Consider the following 19,182-nt stretch of genomic DNA (forward strand, 5'->3'; position numbering starts at 1 on the left):
GCTCAGGGCTGGTAGTTCTCGTTACCGCCCGCGAAGTCCCGGATCTGCGCGGTGAGGGGCTTGGTCGAGCCATCTTGGAAGGCCAGCGTGATGACGACGTCCTGGCCCGGGCGTAGGGGGGCGGTCAGTCCCATGAGCATGACGTGATCGCCACCGGGGGTCAGCTTGTGTTCGCCGTTGGCGGGAATGGCGACCCCGCCCTCCTTGGGGCGCATCTTTCCGTCGGCCGTTACCTCGTGCAGTTCCACCGAGCTCGCGGCGGGCGAGGTGGCGGACACGATGCGTGCCTCACCTGTCCCGGTGTTGTGCACGGTGCCGAACACGGAGGTCATGGATCCGTCTGGGGCCGACTTGGCCCACTGGTCGGTAATGGTTACCTCGGAGGCCTGGGTGGACGGTACGGGCTCATGCGCCGAACAGCCCGCGAGCAGTGACAGCGCGACCGCTGCCGGAATGACGATCTTCACGTTCAGCTAGTCGTGTGGATGGTGAGGAAAGTTCCGGCGGCGCAGGCTCAGCTCGGTGAAGAGCTGCTCGGTGGCGGCCTTGGCGGCATCGATATCGCCCGCGATAACGGACTCCACGAGCTTGGTGTGTTCGTGCTCGAACGAGCATTCCGCGCCGATCGGGTTGCCGCGCATGTAATGGTCCATCAACCCCAGTAGCGAATCGTAAAGCTCCAGGTAGAGGGCATTGTGGCTGGCGGCGACCACGGCCCGGTGAACCGCGATATCGGTGGAGATGGCGTCCTCGACGAGCTGGGGTGCGACCTGGCTGGGCGCCCATAATTCGTTGCGCCGCCGCAGCAAGGCGCGCAGGTGCTCGATGTCATCCTCATCACGTCGCTGTGCGGCGAGGCCGGCTGCGGTCACTTCGAGGGTCTGTCGTAGTTCGATGAGGTCGCGGTCGTTGGCGGCGGCGAAATAGTCGCCGATGGCCGAGCCGCTGCCGCCCACCGACAGCACGTAGGTGCCGGAGCCCTGGCGTCGTTCCAGCATCCCGGCGTGCGCCAGGGCCTGGACGGCCTCCCTAATTGTGTTGCGGGAGGTCCCGGTGAGCTCGCACAATTCGGGTTCAGTGGGGATGCGCGCGCCGACGGCCCAGCGTCCCGACAGAATCTCCTCGCGGAGTTGCTCGGTGACCTGGCCAATCAGTGTTTGGCGACGGACCGGCTGCATGACGGCCCATCGTAGCGTGCGGCGGAAATCACGTTGTACCTATTCATCCATTCATCCTATGATTTGCCGAGTTGCTTAGAGGAGGAACGTTGACCACGACCGCGCACACCACCCGAACCGACTCGCACGATTCGATGCGGGCCGTATCGGCTGCCGCGCTGCGCCGTGGGCGCCTGATGGTGCTGGTTGCGATCCTGCTGTTCGCGTTGTGCCTGCGGTCCGCGGTCACCTCGCTGACTCCGCTGCTGACCGAGATCTCGCGGGAAATCGGGTTCGGCTCCGCGGTGATCGGTGTGTTCGGGATGCTGCCGACGGCCATGTTCGCAGTCGCTGGACTGGTGACACCCGCGCTGACCGAGCGGTTCGGTCTGGAGCGCACGACGTTGTCCGCCGTGGTGGCCACCGTCATCGGTATGGCGGCCCGGCCCGCGATGAACTCGACCGGCGGGCTCCTCGTGCTGTCCTGCGTGGCGCTGCTTGGCATGGGCATCGGCAACGTGGTGATCCCACCGTTGGTCAAGCGGTACTTCTCGCACCGCGTCGCCCTGATGAGCGCCTCCTACTTGACGGTGCTGCAGATCGGAACCACCATTCCGGCATTGACTGCGGTTCCGCTCGCCAATGCCTATGGGTGGCGATTCTCGCTGGCCGCCTGGTTGATCGTTCCGGTGGCGGCCCTGCTGCCGTGGATCGGTGTCGTCATCGCACGCCGTGGTCATGATGTCGCTGACCACTCTGCCGAACCGCACGCGGATTCGTCTGCCGTGGGCCAAGTTTGGCGTTCACCGTTGGCCTGGGGCATGGCCGGCATGTTCGGTATGACCTCCCTTGTCACCTATTCGATGTTCACCTGGATCCCAGCGATCCTGACCTCGGCTGGTGGCAGCGCTTCACTTGGCGGGGTGATGGTGGCCTTGTTCTCTGCTGTGGGATTCGTTGGCACGCTGGCAATCCCGCCGTTGGCTGCTCGCATGCGCAACCCGTTCCCGGTCGTCGCGGCCTGCCTTGTCTGCTTCCTTATCGGATTCGGTGGCCTGTTGTTCCTGCCGATGACCGCGACTGCGGTGTGGGTGATCGCGCTCGGCTTCGGGCCGTCCACCTTCCCGCTGGGGCTGACGCTGGTGAACTTGCGTACCCGCACCGCGGCCGGTTCCGCGGCTCTGTCCGGTTTCACCCAGGGGGTTGGGTATGCCGTCGCATGCCTGGGCCCGGTGCTGTTCGGCGTGCTGCACGACGTGACCGGCAGTTGGTATGCGCCGTTCGGGCTCCTGCTTGTCGCGATCACCGTGCTTGGTATCGGCGGCTACCAGGCCTCCAAACCGCGCATGCTGGAAGACACCTGGGGACGCTGACGCGCTTTCACCCCGTGAAAACTGTGAGTTCGTTGCCGCGTACGTCCCGGAACGGCAGCGGCAGCGACACGTAGGGCGTCGCGATGTCCTCGATGTAGTCGAGATAGTCGGGGGTGGCGTTCTCGGCGACTATGAGTGCATTCGGCCGCAGGTGTGGCTCCAGCAGTTGCAGCACCGGCCGATACAAGCTCATTGCGCCATCGAGATGGACCAGATCGATTGCCCCGCCAACGCCGCCACTCAGCATGTCCAGGGCGTCGCCGACGCGGATATCAACCAGATCGTCGACGCCCGCCTCTTTCAAGTGCCCGTATGCGCGCGTGGCCTTGGCCTGCTCGAGCTCGGTGCCTACGACCAACCCGCCGCCGTTGTCCCGGACCGCGCACGCAAGGTGAATGGTGGAGACGCCGAAGGACGTGCCGAATTCGACGATGCGCGTGGCGTTGACCGCCCGCCCGCAGATATAGAGAAACCTACCGAAAACCGGTGATACGCAAAGAAAATTCTGAACCGAACGGTGGTAGAACTCTTTGTAGTCACTCACTTCGGCGTCGAGTGCGGTGGCTACGGGATCGGCCCCGGGTTCGGTGTTGTCGAGCAGCTCGGCGATCGCGGACCGATCGGTGGTCTCGGCTTCGCCGAAGAGCCGCTCCAGAACGCCGACTACCTTCGGTGTCTCCAGGGAGTTCATATCAGCTCAACCCCGTGCGCCCATGGGCCCAGTACGCGCGGGCCTTGATCTGCGGTCTGTAGTCACCCCATCGGCGTGCGCCGCGCCGAACCGCGCTGACGGTGGCTGCATCACCGCTGACGATTAGGTCGCTGGGCTCGCCAGGGGACTGCACCGATTCGATGATCAGCTGAAGCAAGGCATCGTGATTGTCGGACTTGTCCATGACCTTGACGTTCTCGGCGAGTCCGAGGGCGGTTAATACCGCCATCAGGGCACTGGGATCCGTTGTCTCGTAGAGATATCGGGCCGCCGGGCTGACACTGTGCAGAGCGTGCGCAAGGGCCACGCTGGTCTCGTCTCCGACAAAGACCGCCGAGGGGGCCACATCCGACAGGTCAAGCGAGCGGCTCGGTCCGAACACATCGCAATCCGTGCCGACGGCAGCGTCCTCGAACCAGCGGGCGCCGGGGCCGTCGCCATGCCTGAACGCGATCAACTCGGTGCTGCCGGCATGGCGGTCCCAATTGATGGGTGTGTAGGCACGCATTCGTAACGACCCGCGTTGCGGTCGTATCTGCAGCTTGTCTCCAGGTATCCACTGTGTGCGCCGGAACGCCTCGCTGGCGAGTCGGACTTTGACGAAACGCGTTGATACGTCGCTGACTTCGCTGATGCGCGCGGTGGTGAACAGGACGTCTGAAACCAGGTCCGACAGGCGCGAGGCGAGAGGTGTCATGGCGAGTTTCCTTATCGTTCCGTGTCGTGGTCCGGCCAGCTGCCGGGAATGAGGGGCTGCGAAGAAATCCGTTCGGCGGTTGTCGGTGACTCGCGCTCTACGAGTCCGCGCGCACGGGTCAGGTCTTTGTCAACGACGCCGGTACGGGCCCACACACTCGCGCCGAAACGGGAGGTCGGTGTGACAGGGTGAGCGACGGGGTCTGGAGCTTTCGGCTCGTCCAGGAACTCGCGGACGTACATCCGAGACGCTGTGATGACGTTCTGCTGCTTACGCTTCCGCCGTCTGGCGTCCTTTGATATATCCCGTGTGGCACCTGTGCATACGGAGGCATCCACCACGGATGGAGTCCGGGTCTTGGATCCTTCAGTGATGTTCGGGCCGCTGGGAGGTTCTGGGCCTGCAGCGAGGACGGCGTAGGGCAGAAAGCCGGATGGAGCGGCGGTGCCGGCCGTCGTGGGCGCTCCAGGCGAGGTCGTTGTCGTGACGGTCGACGTCGGTGGGGCAGGGCCTGTGGGCGTGGCGGTTGAGGTTCCGGGGCTCATTTCCAGCGGATAGCGCGAGGTGGGAGGGCCAACTCCGTTGGTGGGTAGCGATTTCGGCGCGGGGTCGTTGATCGGAATGAGTCGGTTTGTGTCGGCCAACGCAATGGCGAGGGGGAGAGCGATGGCCGGGGCGAAAAGGAGTAGTGCAGAACCTATCTGCAATGTCCACAGCATGACGCTGATGCTGAAGAACTGTCCGAATCCAAGTAGTGCCGTGATCAGCGGTGCGAGTGCCTTCAGTGCGGCGGCCGGATTGGTGACCAGCAGGACTAGGAGCCGTTGGAGATCGAACCTGGCAAGTTCCTTGATGAGGTCGGCGAGTTCGCGTGGTACCAGCTTCTTGAGAATGTCTTCGAGGAGTGACAGCAGGGTAGGTTCGTTGCGCTGCAAGGAATTTCCGAAGGCGTTGACGCCGCTAGGCCCGGCGTTCAGTATCGGTAGGGCGGGGGGCAGCTGCGGTGCCGCGGTATGAGCTGCGCTGGAGATGCCGTCGTAAACAGACATGGCGGTGGCAGCCTGGATCCACATGCGCACGTAGTCGGCCTCATTAATGGCGATGGGGATGGTGTTGATACCAAAGAAATTCGTACTTACCAGGGCGATATGGGTGGCATGGTTGAGCGCGAGTTCTCCCATGGTGGGTATCTCCGCCGATGCGCTGGTGTAGGCGGTGGCCGCCTGCTCCATTAGTGCGGCCTTAACCGCACTGACGTTCGCCGCATTCTGGAGCCAGCCCACATACGGCCGGTGCGCGGCGACGCACAGTTCAGCGCTTGGTCCCTCCCATATTCCAGCGCGTACCGCGGACAGAAGTTCCTGGAGTTCGGTTGCGGCGATTCGGTATTCGATGCTCAACGCGTGGCACGCGTTGGAGGCCGCGAGCAGAGGTCCAGTACCGGGCCCCGCCGATATCAGCGCGGAGTGCACTTCCGGTGGAGAGGCGAACCATAGGTGTCCGGTCATCGGCGTTCCTCCCAAAGATGAGCTCTAGTGAACGGTCAACTCGCTGCAGGCTGTGCTATTTGTGCAGCTAGGAGGCCAATTATCGACTTCTGGTGAGGTGTATCGCTACTCGCATTTGAGTGGAAGGGCTATGCCAGCTGGGCCACGTCGTCGTAGCGGAGCTACTCGCGTTTGGAGCCTTGCCGGAGTGGATGGGAGGCCCCGTTTGGACGTGCTCCGTGATCTACGCTGACTTCGCATCGAGCGAGCAGGAGGGTGTCGTGCCGACGAATCAGCATCAGCTTCAACCACGCCGAGCGCCGCGTCAGCGTCGGTCCGAACGCACCCGTGACCGCATTCTCGATGCCGCTGTCCAGGTTTTCACCAAGTACGGCTACGCCCGCGGGACGACCAATCGCATTGCGGAGTGGGCCGATATCTCCGTTGGATCGCTGTATCAGTACTACCCGAACAAAGACTCGATCGTGGTGGAGCTGGCGGCCCGCCACCTCGACGCGGGAATCGCCGCGGCGAACGAACACGAGCAAGCCGGGACGCCCGGCTCGGTGGCAGGCGTTATCCGCGCCATCGTCGAGACGGCGATCACCAACCATCGACAGGATCCCGAGTTTCTCAGAATTCTGCTCGAGCAGGCGCCGCGCTCTCGCGAGCTCATGGACAAAGTGGCCGAGGTGCAACACGCCGCCACGGATGACATGCGGCGACTCCTCGATCAGTACCCCGACGTGAACGTCGATGACAAAGATGTGGCTGCGAGGCTCGTCGTCACAACAATCGAACTGCTGGTACACCACCTGATGGCTGCACCGAAACCCGTTGACGTTGCGGGCTTTCAGAACGAACTGGCCGCGATGCTAACGCGTTACCTCGCCGGTTAGAACGGTGGCGGGCTGGCTTGTGCGTGGTTGGCCTGTGCTGTTTGGCGTTGCGATCGGCTTTTTCGGTTGAGGTTTCGTTCTGTGGTGCGGCGTCGTTGGCGGTCTTGTGTGCGGGTGCGGGCTCGGGTGAGGTTGGTGAAGAGCAGCCCGCCGGCGGGGGTGGTGGGGTAGGTGTGTCCGGTGGGTGCTTTCCAGATGATGGTGCCGTCGGGTTCTTGGATTTCACGCCAGCCGCAGAAGGTTTTGAGCATGTGATGTTTGCGGCATAGCGCTTTGAGGTTTTCGGCCTCGGTACGTCCGCCGTCGGCGTAGGCGATGCTGTGGTCCAAGTCAGTGTTTTCGGCGGGGTGTGAGCAGCCGGGGAAGCGGCACAGCTGATCGCGGCAGCGTACAAAGGTGTCCAGTCTGCGGGTGGGCCGGTACCGGTCGGTGCCCTGGGCGTGCAGGGTGTGGATTCGGGTGCCGGGTTGGGTGGCGATCTGGCGGGCTTGGGTGCTGTTGATCACCCCGAACCCGGACATCTGGGCCGGTTCAAGGTTTTCGGGGTCTTGCAGGGTGTCTTGGTTGGCCACCATGTGCACGATGACCTGGGTGTCGGCGACGGCGCGTCCAGTGCAGTCGGTGTCGGTGCAGGTGCATCGCATCCGATCGAGGCCTTGGGTTAGGGCGCCGATGGCATTGGCACGCAGCTGGGCTTTGGTGCGTGGGTCGGCGGGGCAGACGGTGGCGGTGAGTTGATCGAGGCGTTTATCGAGGGCGACGGCGTGCGGGGTCTGCAGCACGCCCCAGATTTCGGCGAGTGGATCGCCCGTGTCCAGAGGCCGTATCTCGAGGTGCCGGTCATCGGTGGCGGTTTTGGTGCGGCGCAGCGCATCACGGTCGTGGCGGTAGATCAGGGCGTCCAGGGCCGCGGTGATCCGTTTGACCGACCAGCGTTCCCAGCGCGGTAGGGCGGCCACGATCGCGGCATCGACGGCGGCGACCAGGGCGTCGTCTTCGAGGAGTTCGGTGCGTCCGATGATCAGGGCAACGGTGCGAAAGTCGATGTCTCCGGCGGCGAATCGCTCGGCCACAGCGCGCAGGCGGTGCCGCAGCACGTAGGCGTAGCGCATCTGGTGGGAGGCCAACGCGTGGGTGATGCCCTGAGCGGCGGCCACTTGTGCGGCCACCTCATCCCAGCGGTCCACCGCGAACCGATCCCGCGGATCCTCCCGATCGGGATCGGCATGACGATCCACCAAAACCCCAATCGCCGAGAGCCGACGCGAAGCGTGTTGGGCTTCGGCGCGCTGAGATACGGTGATCACGTCGATCAGAGCGGGATCCCCCAGTGCATCGAACATACGTTCGACAATACTGCGAGAGGGCCACCTGGGCAAGGGATTTAGCAAATACCTTTAGTCACTCTGGTAACAGTGCCTCGAGGGGGTAGTACTCCGCACCACGTTCCTCCCGGCGCCACAGCTCGTCGTCTCCTGCGTCAAGACCTGCCGAAACCAGTGCGCGTTTGAGGATCTTGTTGGTGGCCGTGCAGGGAAGGCTCTTCGCCACGCGGACATGCCGGGGCCAGCCGACCCCGGGCAGATCCTCCTGCGCGGCAAGAAATTCAGTGAGCTCCAAAGGAGTGAACGAATCCCGCAATACCAGCGCGGCGGTCACTTCGTCGCTGCCGTGCGCACCGCGAATGGCGTACACGGCCACCTGGCTCACCGCAGGATGTCGTTGCAGGATGCGCTCGATGGGTGCGGCGGCCAGGTTCTCGCCGCCTATTCGCATCCAGTCGCTTGTCCGTCCGGCAAGGTAGATCCAGCCATCGGCGTCCCGATAGGCAAGGTCACCCGACCAATACATGCCGTGGCGCATGCGTTCACCGGTGGCATCCTCGTCGTTGTAGTACCCGGAAAAGAAGCCCGCTCCTTGGGTATTCACCAACTCGCCGACCGCGGTGTCGGCGTTCACCAAGATCCCATGCGCGTCGAATTCGGCCACGGCACAATCGGTCAGCGCGTCGGGGTCGTAGATCGCGACCCCGGGGAACCCCTTACCGATGGATCCGGTGGGGGTGCCCTCCTCCCGGGTGATGATGACAGCGTTCTCTGTCGATCCGAATCCGTCGTACACCGTGACATCGAATCGTCGTGCGAACTCAGCGATGTCGTGTTCGGAAGCCTCGTTTCCGAATGCCACCCGCAGTGGGTTAGATGCATCGTCCGCCCGTGCCTCGGTGGCCAGTACGTACGCGAGCGGCTTGCCCACGTAATTCATGTAGGTTGCGCCTACCTCCCGGATGTCGGTGAGGAAGCGTGATGCCGAGAACTTCACGGGGGCTAGCGTGGCTCCCGCCGCGACTGCAACCCCCCATCCCGCCAGAACGGCATTCGAATGAAACAGTGGCATCGAGACATAACAGACGTCGGCAGGGGAAAGCGAGAACCGGGCGACCAGGGATTGGGCCGCGATGAGAACCGTCATATGCGTCACCAGAACGGCTTTCGGATCACCACTCGTCCCGGAGGTGAAGATCATCATGAACGGATCGGAGGCCTCGGCAGTCCGGTAGGGTCGCAGCTCACCGGCCATAGATACCTGTGCATGCCAATCCGCACCGTCGATGTTGATCACCCGAACGTCCGCGAGGTCCAATGACTCCAGCAGATGTAGATGGTCATCGTCGACGAGCAGGATCTGCACGTCCGCCTTGCGGATATCACGGAGCAGCCCGTCGCCGCGGCGGGTGTTGTTGATGGCACACAGGATGTATCCACCCTGGGCGGCGGCGGCCACCGCGATAGCCATCGCGGGTGTATTGCCCAGCAGAGTGCCAATGTGCAGCGGACGATCTGGATCGGCCATCTGTATCAGTGCAGTCGCCTGGCGGGACGCCTGTGTCACGTATTCACGCCAGGTCCACTTCCGACTCCGATAGACCAGAGCGGTGTTGTCATCGTTGGCGCGGGCGCGGACCAGCTGCTGAATGGTCTCAGCCATGGACTGTTTCGGTCAACGACGCAGACTTGACGCCCAGATGACGTGTCAGAAAGCCGATTTGGTGTGAAACGACGGAATCGAAATACTCCTGGCCTTGATAGACGCCGAAGTGATCGCACGGGTAGTGGCGCACTTCCGCGCGTGCCTTGAATGCGGCCTTCGCGGCGGCATGCGGCGGCGCGGCCCGATCGAAGTCGGCGATCTGTACCAGGGTGGGGCAGTTGATGCGCGCGGCATATCGGGTGGGACGGTACGAAGCGAGCTGAGTGCCCACCGTCGCGTCGATCTCATTGCGCCACGTGGGGCCGGCGATCGCCATATGCGCCTCGTAGAACCCATCCGAGGTCAGGGCCGCCAGCTCGCCCGGACGTCCGACGATGGGGATGGTGCGCTGCTCGCGACCCACCCGGCTGCGAATCCCGGCCAGCGCAGAACGCAGCAGCGTGGCGCCGCTGTGCTCGCTCATTGCGGATCGTGCCGCTGCGATGCCGTCCACCAGTGGAGTAACCGACACGACGGCGGCCACGTCGTTACGCGAACCGGCAACCGCCAGTACATGACCACCGGCCAGGGATACACCCCACAGGACAATTCGCGTCGGATCGACGCCAGGAAGGCGGGCGGCCGTGCTCACCGCGGCGTGATAGTCGCCGATCTGATGGCTAAACGAAACCTGTTGACGGGGAAAGCCGTCGGAGGACCCAAAGCCACGATAGTCGAATGCGAGCGCGTGCATGCCCGCCTCGGCTAGCCGCTCGGCGAACGGCTCCAGTCCCGAGTCCTTGGTGCCGCCCACTCCATGTGCCATCACCACGACGGGCGCCGATTCCTCGGATGTTTCCGCATGGTACAGCCATGCGGCACAGTCGATTCCGTGGCTGCTGAATCGGATGTTCTGGCGGTTCATGCCGCACCTCCCGCCCGCGCGAATCCGCGGGGAATCTCCTTGGTTCTCATATCGTGTTCGTAGAGGAAGTAATCCAACTGTTGGGTATGCCGTGGGCGATCCAGCATGTGCCCGGTGTACTTGCGATGTTCTGCCTCGATCACGTCGTGCATCTCGTCGACCGAGGGCAGCCGATACTTACCCGCGGCATAGGCGCCCACCAGCCGCGCCTGACATTCGACGAACGGGAACAACGACGGAACCGCCTGTGCCAGGCCGACAAAGATCAAGTCATCAAGGCCGGGTTTGAACATTCGCTTGTACAAGTCGATCCGATTCCCCGGCGCGCTGACGAGGTCCGGGTCGAAGAACGGGAACGTGATGTTGTATCCGGTCGCGCAGATGATCACGTCGAAGTCGGCGGATGTGCCGTCCTCGAAGTGCACGGTGTCACCGTCCAGGCGGCTGATGTTGGGCTTGGGAATGATGTCGCCCGACCCAAGTCGCAAAGGGAGTTCCACGGATTGAGTGAAGTGTGCCTCGCCGAATTTGTGATTCGGCACCGGCAGCCCCAGCTGTTCCGGCCGTCCGGACATGAGCGGTTGCATCATCTGAAACAGCTTGCGCTGCCACGACATCGGGATGTGCGGGCTGGTGCGGAAATACTTATCGGCGGGCTGCCCGGCGACGTACTTGGGGACGATCCAGGCACCCGACCGGGTAGAGAGGGTGACGGTGTTTCCGGTGGCCCGTGAGGACAGCTCAACCGCTATGTCCGCTGCGCTGTTACCGAGACCGACTACGAGGATTCTCTTGTCCATGAAGTCCAGGGGAGTGCGCGGATCGATGTAATGGTGCGAGTGGAGTGTGGTGCCGGTGAACGTGCCCGGAAAGTCCGGATACCTGGGGTCCCAATGATGCCCATTGGCGACGACGAGTAGGTCGAACATTCGACGTTCGCCGGTCTGTGTCAGTAGTTCCCATCCGCCGTCCGGAAGCCGCTCGGCGTGGACGATGCCGTTCTGGAACTCGATATCGCGCTTGAGATCGAAGGCTGTCGCATAGTCCTCGAGGTACTGCTTGATGAGTGTGTGATGGGGAAAATGTGGGTAGCTGTCGGGCATCGGGAAGTCACGGAACGAGAGCTGATGCCGCGAGGTATCGATGTGTAGGGAGCGGTAGGCGCTGCTGTGGCCGTTGGGATTGCCGAATGCCCAGTTTCCGCCGATCCGGTCCGATGTCTCGAAGCATGTGTGGGGAATTCCGTAATCGGACAGCATCTTCGCGGAGGTGAGTCCGCTGATGCCGGCACCAATGATCGCGGTATGGGGTCGGGTCATGGCACTCCTTGAGGTACGGCCGCGGCGGTGCGGTCGCCTGTGAACAGTTCCGTAAATCTGTGCATTCGGAGTGTACACAGATCTTGAAATGTGTCCACGTCTTGTCTACATTGAGGGCATGACTGCGGTGTTCGACGAAGGCTCGATAGCTGAGGCCGATGGCGATTCGGTGACCGCGCGACTGCTGGATGCCACCGAAAAACTCCTCGCCGACAAGGGTATTCGCGCGTCCACGATGACCGATGTGGCCGAGGAAGCGGGGGTTTCCCGCTCCTGGCTGTATCGCCATTTTCCGGACAAGCAGACGCTGGTGGGTGCGGCGATCATCCGGCTGATCGAGATCAGCTGGGCACAGTCCGCCGCCGAGTTATCGGCAATCGAGGGATTCGAGGCGCAGCTGGTGGCAGGCGTCAAGATCGGCCGCCGCGCATATGACGATCCCGGCACCCTGCTCATGCGGTTGCGTGTGCGCGAGCCCGAGGAGTTCGCGGCATGCGCGGGCGCGGGCGTGCAGGGCCTGGTGCCTGATCTCGCCGGGTTCTGGCGGCCATATGTGGAGGCGGCCCGTGACGCCGGAGAGATCCATGCCCGTACCGAAGTCGAGGAAGCCAGCGAGTGGATCGCCCGCGTGATGATCAGCCTGGGGAGTGTCCCTGGAAACTGCATTGACCCGGATGACCCGGCCTCGTTGCGCCGACATTTCCGCCGTTATGTCTTACCGGCGCTTCGCATTGCGCCCGTGAAATAGCCATATTCCGAGAACAGGCAGGAAATTGAGATGACTGTCCATAGCGACGCCCGGTTCGACACGGTGATACGAAGCGGGCGATGGTTCGACGGGACGGGTGCCGAGTCTGCCGTCCGGAATATCGGCATCAAGGATGGTCATATCACCGTGATCTCGGCCGATGACCTTGATGAGACGAACTGTCCTAACATCATCGATGCCACCGGGAAATGGGTGCTCCCGGGACTCGTCGACGTCCATACGCATTACGACGTCGAGGTGCTGGCGGCACCGGCACTGTCTGAGTCGGTTCGGCATGGTGTGACGACGGTGTTGCTCGGTTCCTGCTCGCTGTCTGTCGTGCATGTCAACGGTATCGACGCCGGAGACATCTTCGGCAGGGTGGAGGCGATACCGCGCGATCACGTGATCGGGGCCGTCGACCGTAACAAGACATGGACGAATGCGCGTGAATACATTGCCGCCCTGGAGTCGCTACCGCTCGGGCCGAATATTGCTACCTTCCTGGGGCATTCGGATATGCGTGCGGCGGTGATGGGGCTGGACCGCGCTACCCGCAAAACCGAACGACCCACACCCAGTGAGCAGGCGCAGATGGACCGGTGGCTGACCGAGGCGCTGGACGCCGGATTTGTCGGTATGTCGTCTCAGCAGCTGTTGTTCGACAAGCTTGACGGCGACGTATGCCGGTCCAGGACGTTGCCTTCCACGTATGCCAAGCCGCGCGAGTTGCGTAAGCTGAAAGCTCAGCTACGCCAAAGGAATCGGGCACTGCAGTCCGGACCGGATATCAACAATCCGTTCAATGTGCTGTCGCAGGCCGTCCAGTCGTTGGGCATCCTGCGCAAGCGACTGTCGACGTCCCTGCTCTCGGCTGCCGATATCAAGGCCAACCCGTATGCGATCCGGGCGATGGGGCCGGTCGCCAAGGTGGTGAACAGGCTGGGTGGCAACTTCCGCTGGCAGCATCTGCCCGTGCCGTTCGAGGTATACGCCGACGGTATCGATCTGGTGATATTCGAAGAGTTCGGTGCGGGGGCCGCGGCGCTGCACCTGCGCACCGAGGTCGAGCGCAATGAGCTGCTGCGCGACGAGAAGTACCGCCGCCGATTTCGGAAGGAGTACGAGAGTAAGTTCGGCGTAAGGGTTTGGCACAGAGACTTTTTCGATGCCGAGATCGTCGCGTGCCCCGACGAGTCGGTGGTCGGCAAGTCCTTCGGACAGGTCGGCGTGGATCGCGGTGGCCTGCACCCGGTCGACGCGTTCCTCGATCTGGTGCTCGAACACGGCACGGCCATTCGCTGGCGGACCACGATTTCGAACCATCGCCCCGAGGTGCTCAAACAGCTGGCGCGGGATCCCGGTATTCAGATCGGCTTTTCCGACGCCGGCGCCCATCTGCGGAATATGGCCTTCTACAACTTCGGGCTTCGGCTGTTACGTCACGTGCGTGAGGCGCAGCAGGACGGGCAGCCGTTCATGACCATCGAACAGGCCGTGCACCGGCTGACCGGTGAGCTCGCGGATTGGTACCAGATCGATGCCGGGCACCTCCGGATCGGTGACCGCGCAGACCTTTTCGTGGTCGATCCGGAGAAGCTCGACGGAACGCTCACCGAGTACGCCGAGCAGTCCGTCGATGCGTACGGGGGCCTGTCGCGGATGGTCAATCGCAACGACGCAACCGTCAGCGCGGTGCTGATCGGTGGCCGGATGGTCGTTGTCGACGGACAACCTACCGGCGTGCTGGGCACGCGACGGACCGGAAGTTTCCTGCGGGCGGGGGAGAAGGCGACGGCCATCAGCCATGGCGAGGTCGGCATCGCCGGTTAGTACAGCTGGATCTGAATACAGGTTTGGATGTACTATCTGGATTCATGGAGACGTTGGTTCATCGCGATGCCTTGACGAGGTTCGGGTGCGCGTTGTCGGATCCGACGCGTACCGCGATTCTGTTAAGTCTGCGATCGCGGCCCGGATATCCCTCGGAGCTTGCCGAGGAGGTTGGGGTATCTCGACAGATCACCTCGAATCACCTTGCCTGTCTTCGCGGTTGCGGGTTGGTCGTTGCCATTCCCGAGGGCCGGCGCACCCGCTACGAGCTGGCCGATGAGCGGATAGCTCATGCTCTCGGCGACCTTGTTGACCTGGTGCTTGCGGTGGATCCGTCCTGCTGCCCGGTTGACGAGGAATGCTGCTGATGGTGCTGACAACGCAGCGTCGAGACGTGCTCAGGGGACGGATTCGGCTTTTCGTCGCGGCGACCATCACCTACAACGTCATAGAAGCGGTCGTCGCCCTCACCGAGGGGGCTCGGGTGTCCTCGACGGCCCTGATCGGTTTCGGCTTGGATTCGGTCATCGAGGTGTCGTCGGCCGCAGCCGTGGCATGGCAGTTCAATGCCAAGAATCCGGAAACGCGCGAGAAGGCCGCGCTTCGGGTGATCGCGTTCTCGTTCTTTGCACTTGCCGCCTATGTGACGGTGGAGTCGATCCGGTCGCTGACCGGATTCGGTGAGGCCCGGCATTCGACGATCGGGATCGTGCTGGCCGCGGTCAGCCTGGCGGTCATGCCGGTGCTGTCGTGGGCGCAGCGCCGGGCCGGCCGCGAGCTGGGGTCACTCTCGGCGGTGGCGGATTCCAAGCAGACGCTGCTGTGTACCTATCTCTCCGCGGTGCTGCTGGTGGGGCTGCTCGTCAACACCCTGTTCGGGTGGTCATGGGCCGACCCAATCGCGGCCCTGGTCATTGCGGCCATCGCGGTCCGCGAAGGAATGAACGCCTGGAAGGGCGAATCATGCTGTGCACCAATCCTTACTGCGGAATCGGCGAAGGCCGACGGCGAGGAATGCGGCTGCTGCGAGCACTGATGCCCGTTCGTGGTCTATTATCTGCGTATCAATGCAGATATGCGATAAGGAGCGTCCGCGATGGGGCGTTTGAATGCTGATAGGTCGGCGCTGGGCGACGAACAGGTCGGGTTGGTCGTTGAGGTGTTCCGAATGCTGGCCGATACCACCCGGGTCCGGGTGTTATGGGCACTTACCGGCGGTGAGCTGTCGGTCAATGAGCTGGCCGACAGCGTCGGCAAGCCGGCGCCGTCTGTATCGCAGCACTTGGCCAAGTTGCGGATGGCCAGGCTAGTCCGGACCCGTCGCGATGGCACCACCGTCTACTACAGCCTCGAGAACGAACATGTCGAGCAGCTGGTGACGGACGCGGTCTACAACGCCGAGCATGCAGGTCCGGGAGTCCCGCCGCATCACCGCTCTGACGTGCCGCTGCGGACCATTGGCGCCGCGAGACAAGTTGGCAAACAATGAGTCATACCCGCAATGCGCCTGCGCATCATGATCACCATGACCATGAGCACCATCATGCCGTCGGTCTGAGGGGAATGCTCGCGGAGATCGTCTCCCCGCACAGCCATGACGCCTCCGACAGCATCGACGACGCGTTGAGCTCCAGCGCGGCCGGGATTCGAGCCGTCAAGATCAGCCTGGTGGCACTGTTGTTGACGGCCGCGTTTCAGGTGGTCATCGTGGTGGTATCCGGCTCTGTGGCGCTCGCGGCCGATACCATCCACAACTTCTCCGATGCGCTCACCGCGGTTCCCCTCTGGATAGCCTTCGCGCTGGGAACGCGCGCGGCGACAAAGCGCTACACCTATGGACTTGGGCGTGCCGAGGATTTGGCGGGCCTGTTTGTCGTATCGATGATCGCGCTGTCGGCCGCGGTGGCCGGCTATGAGGCGGTAATGCGTCTCATCCATCCGGTGCAGATCGGCCAACTGGGCTGGGTGGCGGCGGCGGGTGTTGTCGGCTTCATCGGGAACGAACTTGTCGCCATCTACCGGATCCGGGTGGGCCGCCGGATCGGCTCGGCCGCACTTGTTGCCGATGGTATGCACGCTCGTACGGATGGATTCACCTCACTGGCGGTGGTACTGGGCGCAGGCGGCGTGGCGCTCGGTTATCCGTTGGCAGACCCGATTATTGGGCTGGTGATTACCGCTGCGATTCTCGTAGTACTGCGTACGGCAGTGCGAGATGTGTTCCGGCGGTTGATGGACGGTGTAGATCCGGTGTTGGTGGAGGCTGCCGAAGCGGCGCTGGCGGCTCAGCCCGGGGTGAGGACCGTGCGGAGCGTGCGGTTGCGGTGGATTGGACATCGTCTACATGCGGATGCCGAGCTCGATATCGACCCGGATATCAGCCTTGCCGAGGCGCACCGCATCGCCCATGGCGCCGAACACGAACTGACCCATGCGGTTCCAAAGCTCGACACCGCCCTCATCCACGCCTATCCGGGTCACTGATGCGACGGAGGGCGTAGGCGACGACGCCCAACGCCAATACGGCGGTGCCCCAGACTATCGACGGCAGCGGCAGCGCCAGGGCGACGACCACGCACCCGAGCAGACCGAGCACGGGAACGATGCGCGGCGGGCGTCCCTCGGCAGGGGAGAGCGTCCACGCCGACGCATTGGCCACCGCGTAGTAGATCAGCACCGCGAAGGACGAGAATCCGATCGCTCCGCGCAGATCGGCAGTAGCCGACAGAGTCGAAACCACAAGACCTACAACAAGTTCGGCACGGTACGGCACTCCGTATTTGGGATGTACCGTCGCCAGCACATGAGGCAGATGGCGATCACGTGCCATCGCGAAGGTGGTGCGTGACACTCCCAGGATGAGAGCCAGCAGCGAGCCCACGGCCGCCACGACGGCACCGATCCGCACGACCGGCTCCATCCATTGCACGCCTGCCGTAGTGACGGTGTCGAGCAGCGGGGCCGCGGACGTCGCCAACCGCAGCGGCCCCAGCGTCGTCAACACTGCCACGGCGACAACGGCATAGACGAACAGCGCGATCCCCAACGCAATTGGGATGGCACGGGGGATGGTGCGCGCGGGGTCGCGAACCTCCTCGCCCAAGGTCGCGATGCGGGCATACCCGGCGAATGCAAAGAACAGCAGACCGGCGGCCTGCAGAACCCCGGCGATCGACGCGTCGGTGATATCGAGCGTTGTGAAATGGATGCCGTCGGAGCCGAATGCCGTCACCACAATTGCGGCCAGCACCGACAAGACCATCGCCACAATGACGCGCGTTACCCATGCCGACTTCTGTACTCCCGCATAGTTGATCGCAGTCAGTGCCACCACTGCCGCCACCGCGACGGCGTGTGCATGCGCCGGCCACGCATAGAAGCCGACCGTCAATGCCATGGCCGCGCAGGATCCGGTCTTCCCGACGACGAATCCCCATCCGGCGAGGTATCCCCAGAACTCGCCGAGACGTTCGCGGCCGTACACATAGGTTCCGCCTGAGACCGGATACACCGCGGCCAGTCGGGCCGAGGATGTCGCATTGCAGTAGGCGATCACCGCGGCGACCGCCAGGCCGAGGAGCAAGGCGGAACCGGCCGACTGGGCCGCGGGGGCTAAGGCGGCGAAGATTCCGGCGCCGATCATCGAGCCCAACCCGATCATGACGGCGTCGAAGGTGCCCAGTTCCCGCCGCAGCGAGTCGGGTGGGTCGGTGCTCATGCGGCCCGGGGCATGTACATGATGACCGCGACCCCAACCAGGCAGATGAGTGCGCCGGTGATATCCCAGCGATCCGGGCGGAACCCGTCCAGTGCCATTCCCCACAGCAGTGACCCCGCAACGAACACACCGCCGTAGGCCGCCAGGATTCGGCCGAAATGAGCGTCGGGCTGCAGGGTCGCCACGAATCCGTAGGCACCCAGCGCGATGACACCCATTCCCGCCCAGATCCAGCCGCGGTGTTGGCGCACGCCTTGCCAGATGAGCCAGGCGCCACCGATTTCCAGAACCGCGGCCGCAGCGAACAGAAGGATCGATTTGGCGACGTGCATGCGGCGAGCCTAATCGCCCGTATCGGACCCACACCGGGTGTGCAGATCGTAGGATCTCGACTCGTTGCACTTCGGGGGAAGGAAAGTTATGGGGATGTCATCAGCATCAGTGGTCCTCGGTATGTGGCTCGCGCTTTCGGACAGGAACTGGGAGGCGGTCAAGACTTTTCTAGACGAAGACTGCATCTATCTCGATGTACCGGTTGGTCCCGCTGCCGCAGCGCGCGGACCGGAGGACATCGTCAAGCGACTCAAGATCGGTTTGGGGCCGCTGAAGGGTTACGAGAATCATGACGGGCTCCTCCTGGCCGACGGGCAAGACGTCATGTACGAGCATTCCGAGACCTGGACCTGGTCGACCGGTGAGCGGGCGGTGCTCCCCTTCGCCACCGTGCACCGGGTGGTCGACGGGAAGATCACGCTGTGGAAGGACTACTGGGATATGGGCGCGTTGACGAACTTCGCGCCGGCGTCCTGGATGACAGACTTCGCGCGCGCCGATATGAGCTGGGTCTACGACGCGACGGGTCAGGTCTGAGGCTCAGCGCAGTTTCTCGCCGTACACGCGTTCGACCTTCAACGCCATGAGGACGCGTCGGTCCGACACCATGACCGATCGGTACTCCTCCCAGTCGGGATGCTCACCGGCCGCACCGCGGTAGTAGTCGACGAGCGCCTCGATCTCTGGTCCGTGCGGATCGGTACCGGGTCCGGTCAGGGAGACGTCTCCCTCGGCGGTAGCCCAGGCCCATCCGTTCGAGCTGGTGACCTCTAATGCGGCGCGAGGATCGCGGCGAAGGTTCACGGTCTTGGCACGGCCATCCGTCATCGAGACGTAGATGACGCCGTTGTCGCGGTCGTAGAACGGGGTGACGGGGGAGAGCTGCGGTATTCCGTTCGATTTGATGGTCGCGAGGACGCCGATACGACTATCGGCAAGAAGCGCATGCGGATCGAACTGTTCGGTCGCCATGCCGAAACGAACGGCGGACCTGCGCCGGCTATTCCTCGG

General features: G+C 63.4%; 21 protein-coding genes. 9 read left to right on the forward strand and 12 right to left on the reverse strand.

Translation table 11 applies throughout. The features are described 5' to 3' along the window. Positions 1-2: 2 nt before the first annotated feature. Entirely contained in the window at positions 3-467 is a 465-nt protein-coding gene (locus AB0H22_RS24795; protein WP_180750295.1) for a copper chaperone PCu(A)C, read from the reverse strand. Positions 468-473: 6 nt separating this feature from the next. Further along, the gene (locus tag AB0H22_RS24800; protein WP_180750294.1) at positions 474-1,178 is read right to left on the reverse strand and encodes a FadR/GntR family transcriptional regulator; all 705 of its coding nucleotides are present in this window, start codon (positions 1,176-1,178) and stop codon (positions 474-476) included. A 134-nt stretch (positions 1,179-1,312) separates the two neighbouring features. Here AB0H22_RS24800 and AB0H22_RS24805 point away from each other — a divergent pair, with 134 nt between their 5' ends. After that, positions 1,313-2,530: an MFS transporter gene (locus AB0H22_RS24805; protein WP_358149936.1), complete on the forward strand. Its 1,218-nt coding sequence runs from the start codon at positions 1,313-1,315 to the stop codon at positions 2,528-2,530. Positions 2,531-2,537: 7 nt separating this feature from the next. Here the strand turns inward: AB0H22_RS24805 and AB0H22_RS24810 are convergent, their stop codons facing one another. The 3 genes from AB0H22_RS24810 to AB0H22_RS24820 are packed head-to-tail and all read right to left on the reverse strand — an operon-like array spanning position 2,538 to position 5,447. Continuing rightward, complete coding sequence (locus tag AB0H22_RS24810; protein WP_180750293.1) at positions 2,538-3,221, reverse strand: class I SAM-dependent methyltransferase; 684 nt, start codon at positions 3,219-3,221, stop codon at positions 2,538-2,540. A gap of 1 nt (position 3,222) precedes the next feature. Next, complete coding sequence (locus tag AB0H22_RS24815) at positions 3,223-3,939, reverse strand: siderophore-interacting protein (protein ID WP_358149881.1); 717 nt, start codon at positions 3,937-3,939, stop codon at positions 3,223-3,225. An 11-nt stretch (positions 3,940-3,950) separates the two neighbouring features. Continuing rightward, on the reverse strand, positions 3,951-5,447 hold the full coding sequence (locus tag AB0H22_RS24820) for a PPE family protein (protein WP_358149883.1): 1,497 nt from the start codon (positions 5,445-5,447) through the stop codon (positions 3,951-3,953). 218 nt (positions 5,448-5,665) lie between these two features. Between AB0H22_RS24820 and AB0H22_RS24825 the strand changes: the two genes are divergently transcribed. Then, complete coding sequence (locus AB0H22_RS24825) at positions 5,666-6,325, forward strand: TetR/AcrR family transcriptional regulator (protein ID WP_358149885.1); 660 nt, start codon at positions 5,666-5,668, stop codon at positions 6,323-6,325. Here the strand turns inward: AB0H22_RS24825 and AB0H22_RS24830 are convergent. From AB0H22_RS24830 to AB0H22_RS24845, 4 genes are read right to left on the reverse strand one after another with little or no spacing between them, the layout of a single operon-like run. Next, the gene (locus tag AB0H22_RS24830; RefSeq protein WP_358149886.1) at positions 6,322-7,668 is read right to left on the reverse strand and encodes a DUF222 domain-containing protein; all 1,347 of its coding nucleotides are present in this window, start codon (positions 7,666-7,668) and stop codon (positions 6,322-6,324) included. The genes AB0H22_RS24825 and AB0H22_RS24830 overlap by 4 nt on opposite strands. Before the next feature lie 58 nt (positions 7,669-7,726). Beyond that, entirely contained in the window at positions 7,727-9,313 is a 1,587-nt protein-coding gene (fadD1, locus tag AB0H22_RS24835) for a fatty-acid--CoA ligase FadD1 (RefSeq protein ID WP_358149888.1), read from the reverse strand. Then, positions 9,306-10,220: an alpha/beta fold hydrolase gene (locus AB0H22_RS24840; protein ID WP_180750287.1), complete on the reverse strand. Its 915-nt coding sequence runs from the start codon at positions 10,218-10,220 to the stop codon at positions 9,306-9,308. The genes fadD1 and AB0H22_RS24840 overlap by 8 nt, the downstream gene beginning before the upstream one ends. Beyond that, positions 10,217-11,539, reverse strand: a complete 1,323-nt coding sequence (locus AB0H22_RS24845; protein ID WP_358149891.1) for an NAD(P)-binding domain-containing protein — start codon at positions 11,537-11,539, stop codon at positions 10,217-10,219. The genes AB0H22_RS24840 and AB0H22_RS24845 overlap by 4 nt, the downstream gene beginning before the upstream one ends. A gap of 118 nt (positions 11,540-11,657) precedes the next feature. Between AB0H22_RS24845 and AB0H22_RS24850 the strand changes: the two genes are divergently transcribed. From AB0H22_RS24850 to AB0H22_RS24875, 6 genes are read left to right on the forward strand one after another with little or no spacing between them, the layout of a single operon-like run. After that, a complete protein-coding gene (locus AB0H22_RS24850) occupies positions 11,658-12,287 on the forward strand; it encodes a TetR/AcrR family transcriptional regulator (RefSeq protein WP_180750285.1) in 630 nt (209 codons plus the stop codon). Positions 12,288-12,317: 30 nt separating this feature from the next. Next, positions 12,318-14,120, forward strand: a complete 1,803-nt coding sequence (locus AB0H22_RS24855; RefSeq protein ID WP_358149893.1) for an amidohydrolase family protein — start codon at positions 12,318-12,320, stop codon at positions 14,118-14,120. A gap of 44 nt (positions 14,121-14,164) precedes the next feature. Then, positions 14,165-14,488 carry a winged helix-turn-helix domain-containing protein gene (locus AB0H22_RS24860; protein ID WP_358149895.1) on the forward strand — a complete coding sequence of 108 codons (324 nt, stop codon included), beginning with the start codon at positions 14,165-14,167 and terminating at the stop codon, positions 14,486-14,488. After that, positions 14,488-15,156, forward strand: coding sequence for a cation transporter (locus AB0H22_RS24865; protein ID WP_358149897.1), 669 nt, complete (start codon positions 14,488-14,490; stop codon positions 15,154-15,156). Before AB0H22_RS24860 ends, AB0H22_RS24865 begins: the two co-directional genes overlap by 1 nt. A 60-nt stretch (positions 15,157-15,216) precedes the next feature. Beyond that, a complete protein-coding gene (locus AB0H22_RS24870) occupies positions 15,217-15,609 on the forward strand; it encodes a metalloregulator ArsR/SmtB family transcription factor (protein ID WP_358149899.1) in 393 nt (130 codons plus the stop codon). Then, a complete protein-coding gene (locus AB0H22_RS24875; RefSeq protein ID WP_180750280.1) occupies positions 15,606-16,604 on the forward strand; it encodes a cation diffusion facilitator family transporter in 999 nt (332 codons plus the stop codon). The genes AB0H22_RS24870 and AB0H22_RS24875 overlap by 4 nt, the downstream gene beginning before the upstream one ends. On the opposite strand, the gene AB0H22_RS24880 is transcribed toward AB0H22_RS24875, so the two are convergent. Together AB0H22_RS24880 and AB0H22_RS24885 are read right to left on the reverse strand one after the other, a co-directional pair. Beyond that, complete coding sequence (locus AB0H22_RS24880) at positions 16,579-17,838, reverse strand: amino acid permease (RefSeq protein WP_358149901.1); 1,260 nt, start codon at positions 17,836-17,838, stop codon at positions 16,579-16,581. The two genes, AB0H22_RS24875 and AB0H22_RS24880, sit on opposite strands and share 26 nt — an antisense overlap. Beyond that, on the reverse strand, positions 17,835-18,170 hold the full coding sequence (locus AB0H22_RS24885; RefSeq protein ID WP_180750278.1) for a YnfA family protein: 336 nt from the start codon (positions 18,168-18,170) through the stop codon (positions 17,835-17,837). The genes AB0H22_RS24880 and AB0H22_RS24885 overlap by 4 nt, the downstream gene beginning before the upstream one ends. 94 nt (positions 18,171-18,264) lie before the next feature. Here AB0H22_RS24885 and AB0H22_RS24890 point away from each other — a divergent pair, with 94 nt between their 5' ends. Continuing rightward, complete coding sequence (locus AB0H22_RS24890) at positions 18,265-18,708, forward strand: nuclear transport factor 2 family protein (RefSeq protein ID WP_358149903.1); 444 nt, start codon at positions 18,265-18,267, stop codon at positions 18,706-18,708. Between the two features lie 3 nt (positions 18,709-18,711). Here the strand turns inward: AB0H22_RS24890 and AB0H22_RS24895 are convergent, their stop codons facing one another. Continuing rightward, positions 18,712-19,143, reverse strand: a complete 432-nt coding sequence (locus tag AB0H22_RS24895) for a PPOX class F420-dependent oxidoreductase (RefSeq protein ID WP_358149905.1) — start codon at positions 19,141-19,143, stop codon at positions 18,712-18,714. Positions 19,144-19,182: the final 39 nt, after the last annotated feature.

It is taken from the genome of Mycobacterium sp. NPDC050853 (assembly GCF_040653875.1).
Taxonomy (GTDB): Bacteria; Actinomycetota; Actinomycetes; order Mycobacteriales; family Mycobacteriaceae; genus Mycobacterium.

Excerpts from the sequence above, each read along its gene's own strand:
- AB0H22_RS24870 (WP_358149899.1), top strand. The coding sequence starts at position 15,217 with ATGGGGCGTTTGAATGCTGATAGGTCGGCGCTGGGCGACGAACAGGTC.
- AB0H22_RS24800 (WP_180750294.1), bottom strand. The coding sequence starts at position 1,178 with ATGCAGCCGGTCCGTCGCCAAACACTGATTGGCCAGGTCACCGAGCAA.
- AB0H22_RS24850 (WP_180750285.1), top strand. The coding sequence starts at position 11,658 with ATGACTGCGGTGTTCGACGAAGGCTCGATAGCTGAGGCCGATGGCGAT.
- AB0H22_RS24885 (WP_180750278.1), bottom strand. The coding sequence starts at position 18,170 with ATGCACGTCGCCAAATCGATCCTTCTGTTCGCTGCGGCCGCGGTTCTG.
- AB0H22_RS24895 (WP_358149905.1), bottom strand. The coding sequence starts at position 19,143 with ATGGCGACCGAACAGTTCGATCCGCATGCGCTTCTTGCCGATAGTCGT.
- AB0H22_RS24890 (WP_358149903.1), top strand. The coding sequence starts at position 18,265 with ATGTCATCAGCATCAGTGGTCCTCGGTATGTGGCTCGCGCTTTCGGAC.
- AB0H22_RS24860 (WP_358149895.1), top strand. The coding sequence starts at position 14,165 with ATGGAGACGTTGGTTCATCGCGATGCCTTGACGAGGTTCGGGTGCGCG.
- AB0H22_RS24810 (WP_180750293.1), bottom strand. The coding sequence starts at position 3,221 with ATGAACTCCCTGGAGACACCGAAGGTAGTCGGCGTTCTGGAGCGGCTC.
- AB0H22_RS24875 (WP_180750280.1), top strand. The coding sequence starts at position 15,606 with ATGAGTCATACCCGCAATGCGCCTGCGCATCATGATCACCATGACCAT.
- AB0H22_RS24815 (WP_358149881.1), bottom strand. The coding sequence starts at position 3,939 with ATGACACCTCTCGCCTCGCGCCTGTCGGACCTGGTTTCAGACGTCCTG.
- AB0H22_RS24830 (WP_358149886.1), bottom strand. The coding sequence starts at position 7,668 with ATGTTCGATGCACTGGGGGATCCCGCTCTGATCGACGTGATCACCGTA.
- AB0H22_RS24855 (WP_358149893.1), top strand. The coding sequence starts at position 12,318 with ATGACTGTCCATAGCGACGCCCGGTTCGACACGGTGATACGAAGCGGG.
- AB0H22_RS24880 (WP_358149901.1), bottom strand. The coding sequence starts at position 17,838 with ATGAGCACCGACCCACCCGACTCGCTGCGGCGGGAACTGGGCACCTTC.
- AB0H22_RS24845 (WP_358149891.1), bottom strand. The coding sequence starts at position 11,539 with ATGACCCGACCCCATACCGCGATCATTGGTGCCGGCATCAGCGGACTC.
- AB0H22_RS24865 (WP_358149897.1), top strand. The coding sequence starts at position 14,488 with ATGGTGCTGACAACGCAGCGTCGAGACGTGCTCAGGGGACGGATTCGG.
- AB0H22_RS24805 (WP_358149936.1), top strand. The coding sequence starts at position 1,313 with ATGCGGGCCGTATCGGCTGCCGCGCTGCGCCGTGGGCGCCTGATGGTG.
- AB0H22_RS24840 (WP_180750287.1), bottom strand. The coding sequence starts at position 10,220 with ATGAACCGCCAGAACATCCGATTCAGCAGCCACGGAATCGACTGTGCC.
- AB0H22_RS24820 (WP_358149883.1), bottom strand. The coding sequence starts at position 5,447 with ATGACCGGACACCTATGGTTCGCCTCTCCACCGGAAGTGCACTCCGCG.
- fadD1 (WP_358149888.1), bottom strand. The coding sequence starts at position 9,313 with ATGGCTGAGACCATTCAGCAGCTGGTCCGCGCCCGCGCCAACGATGAC.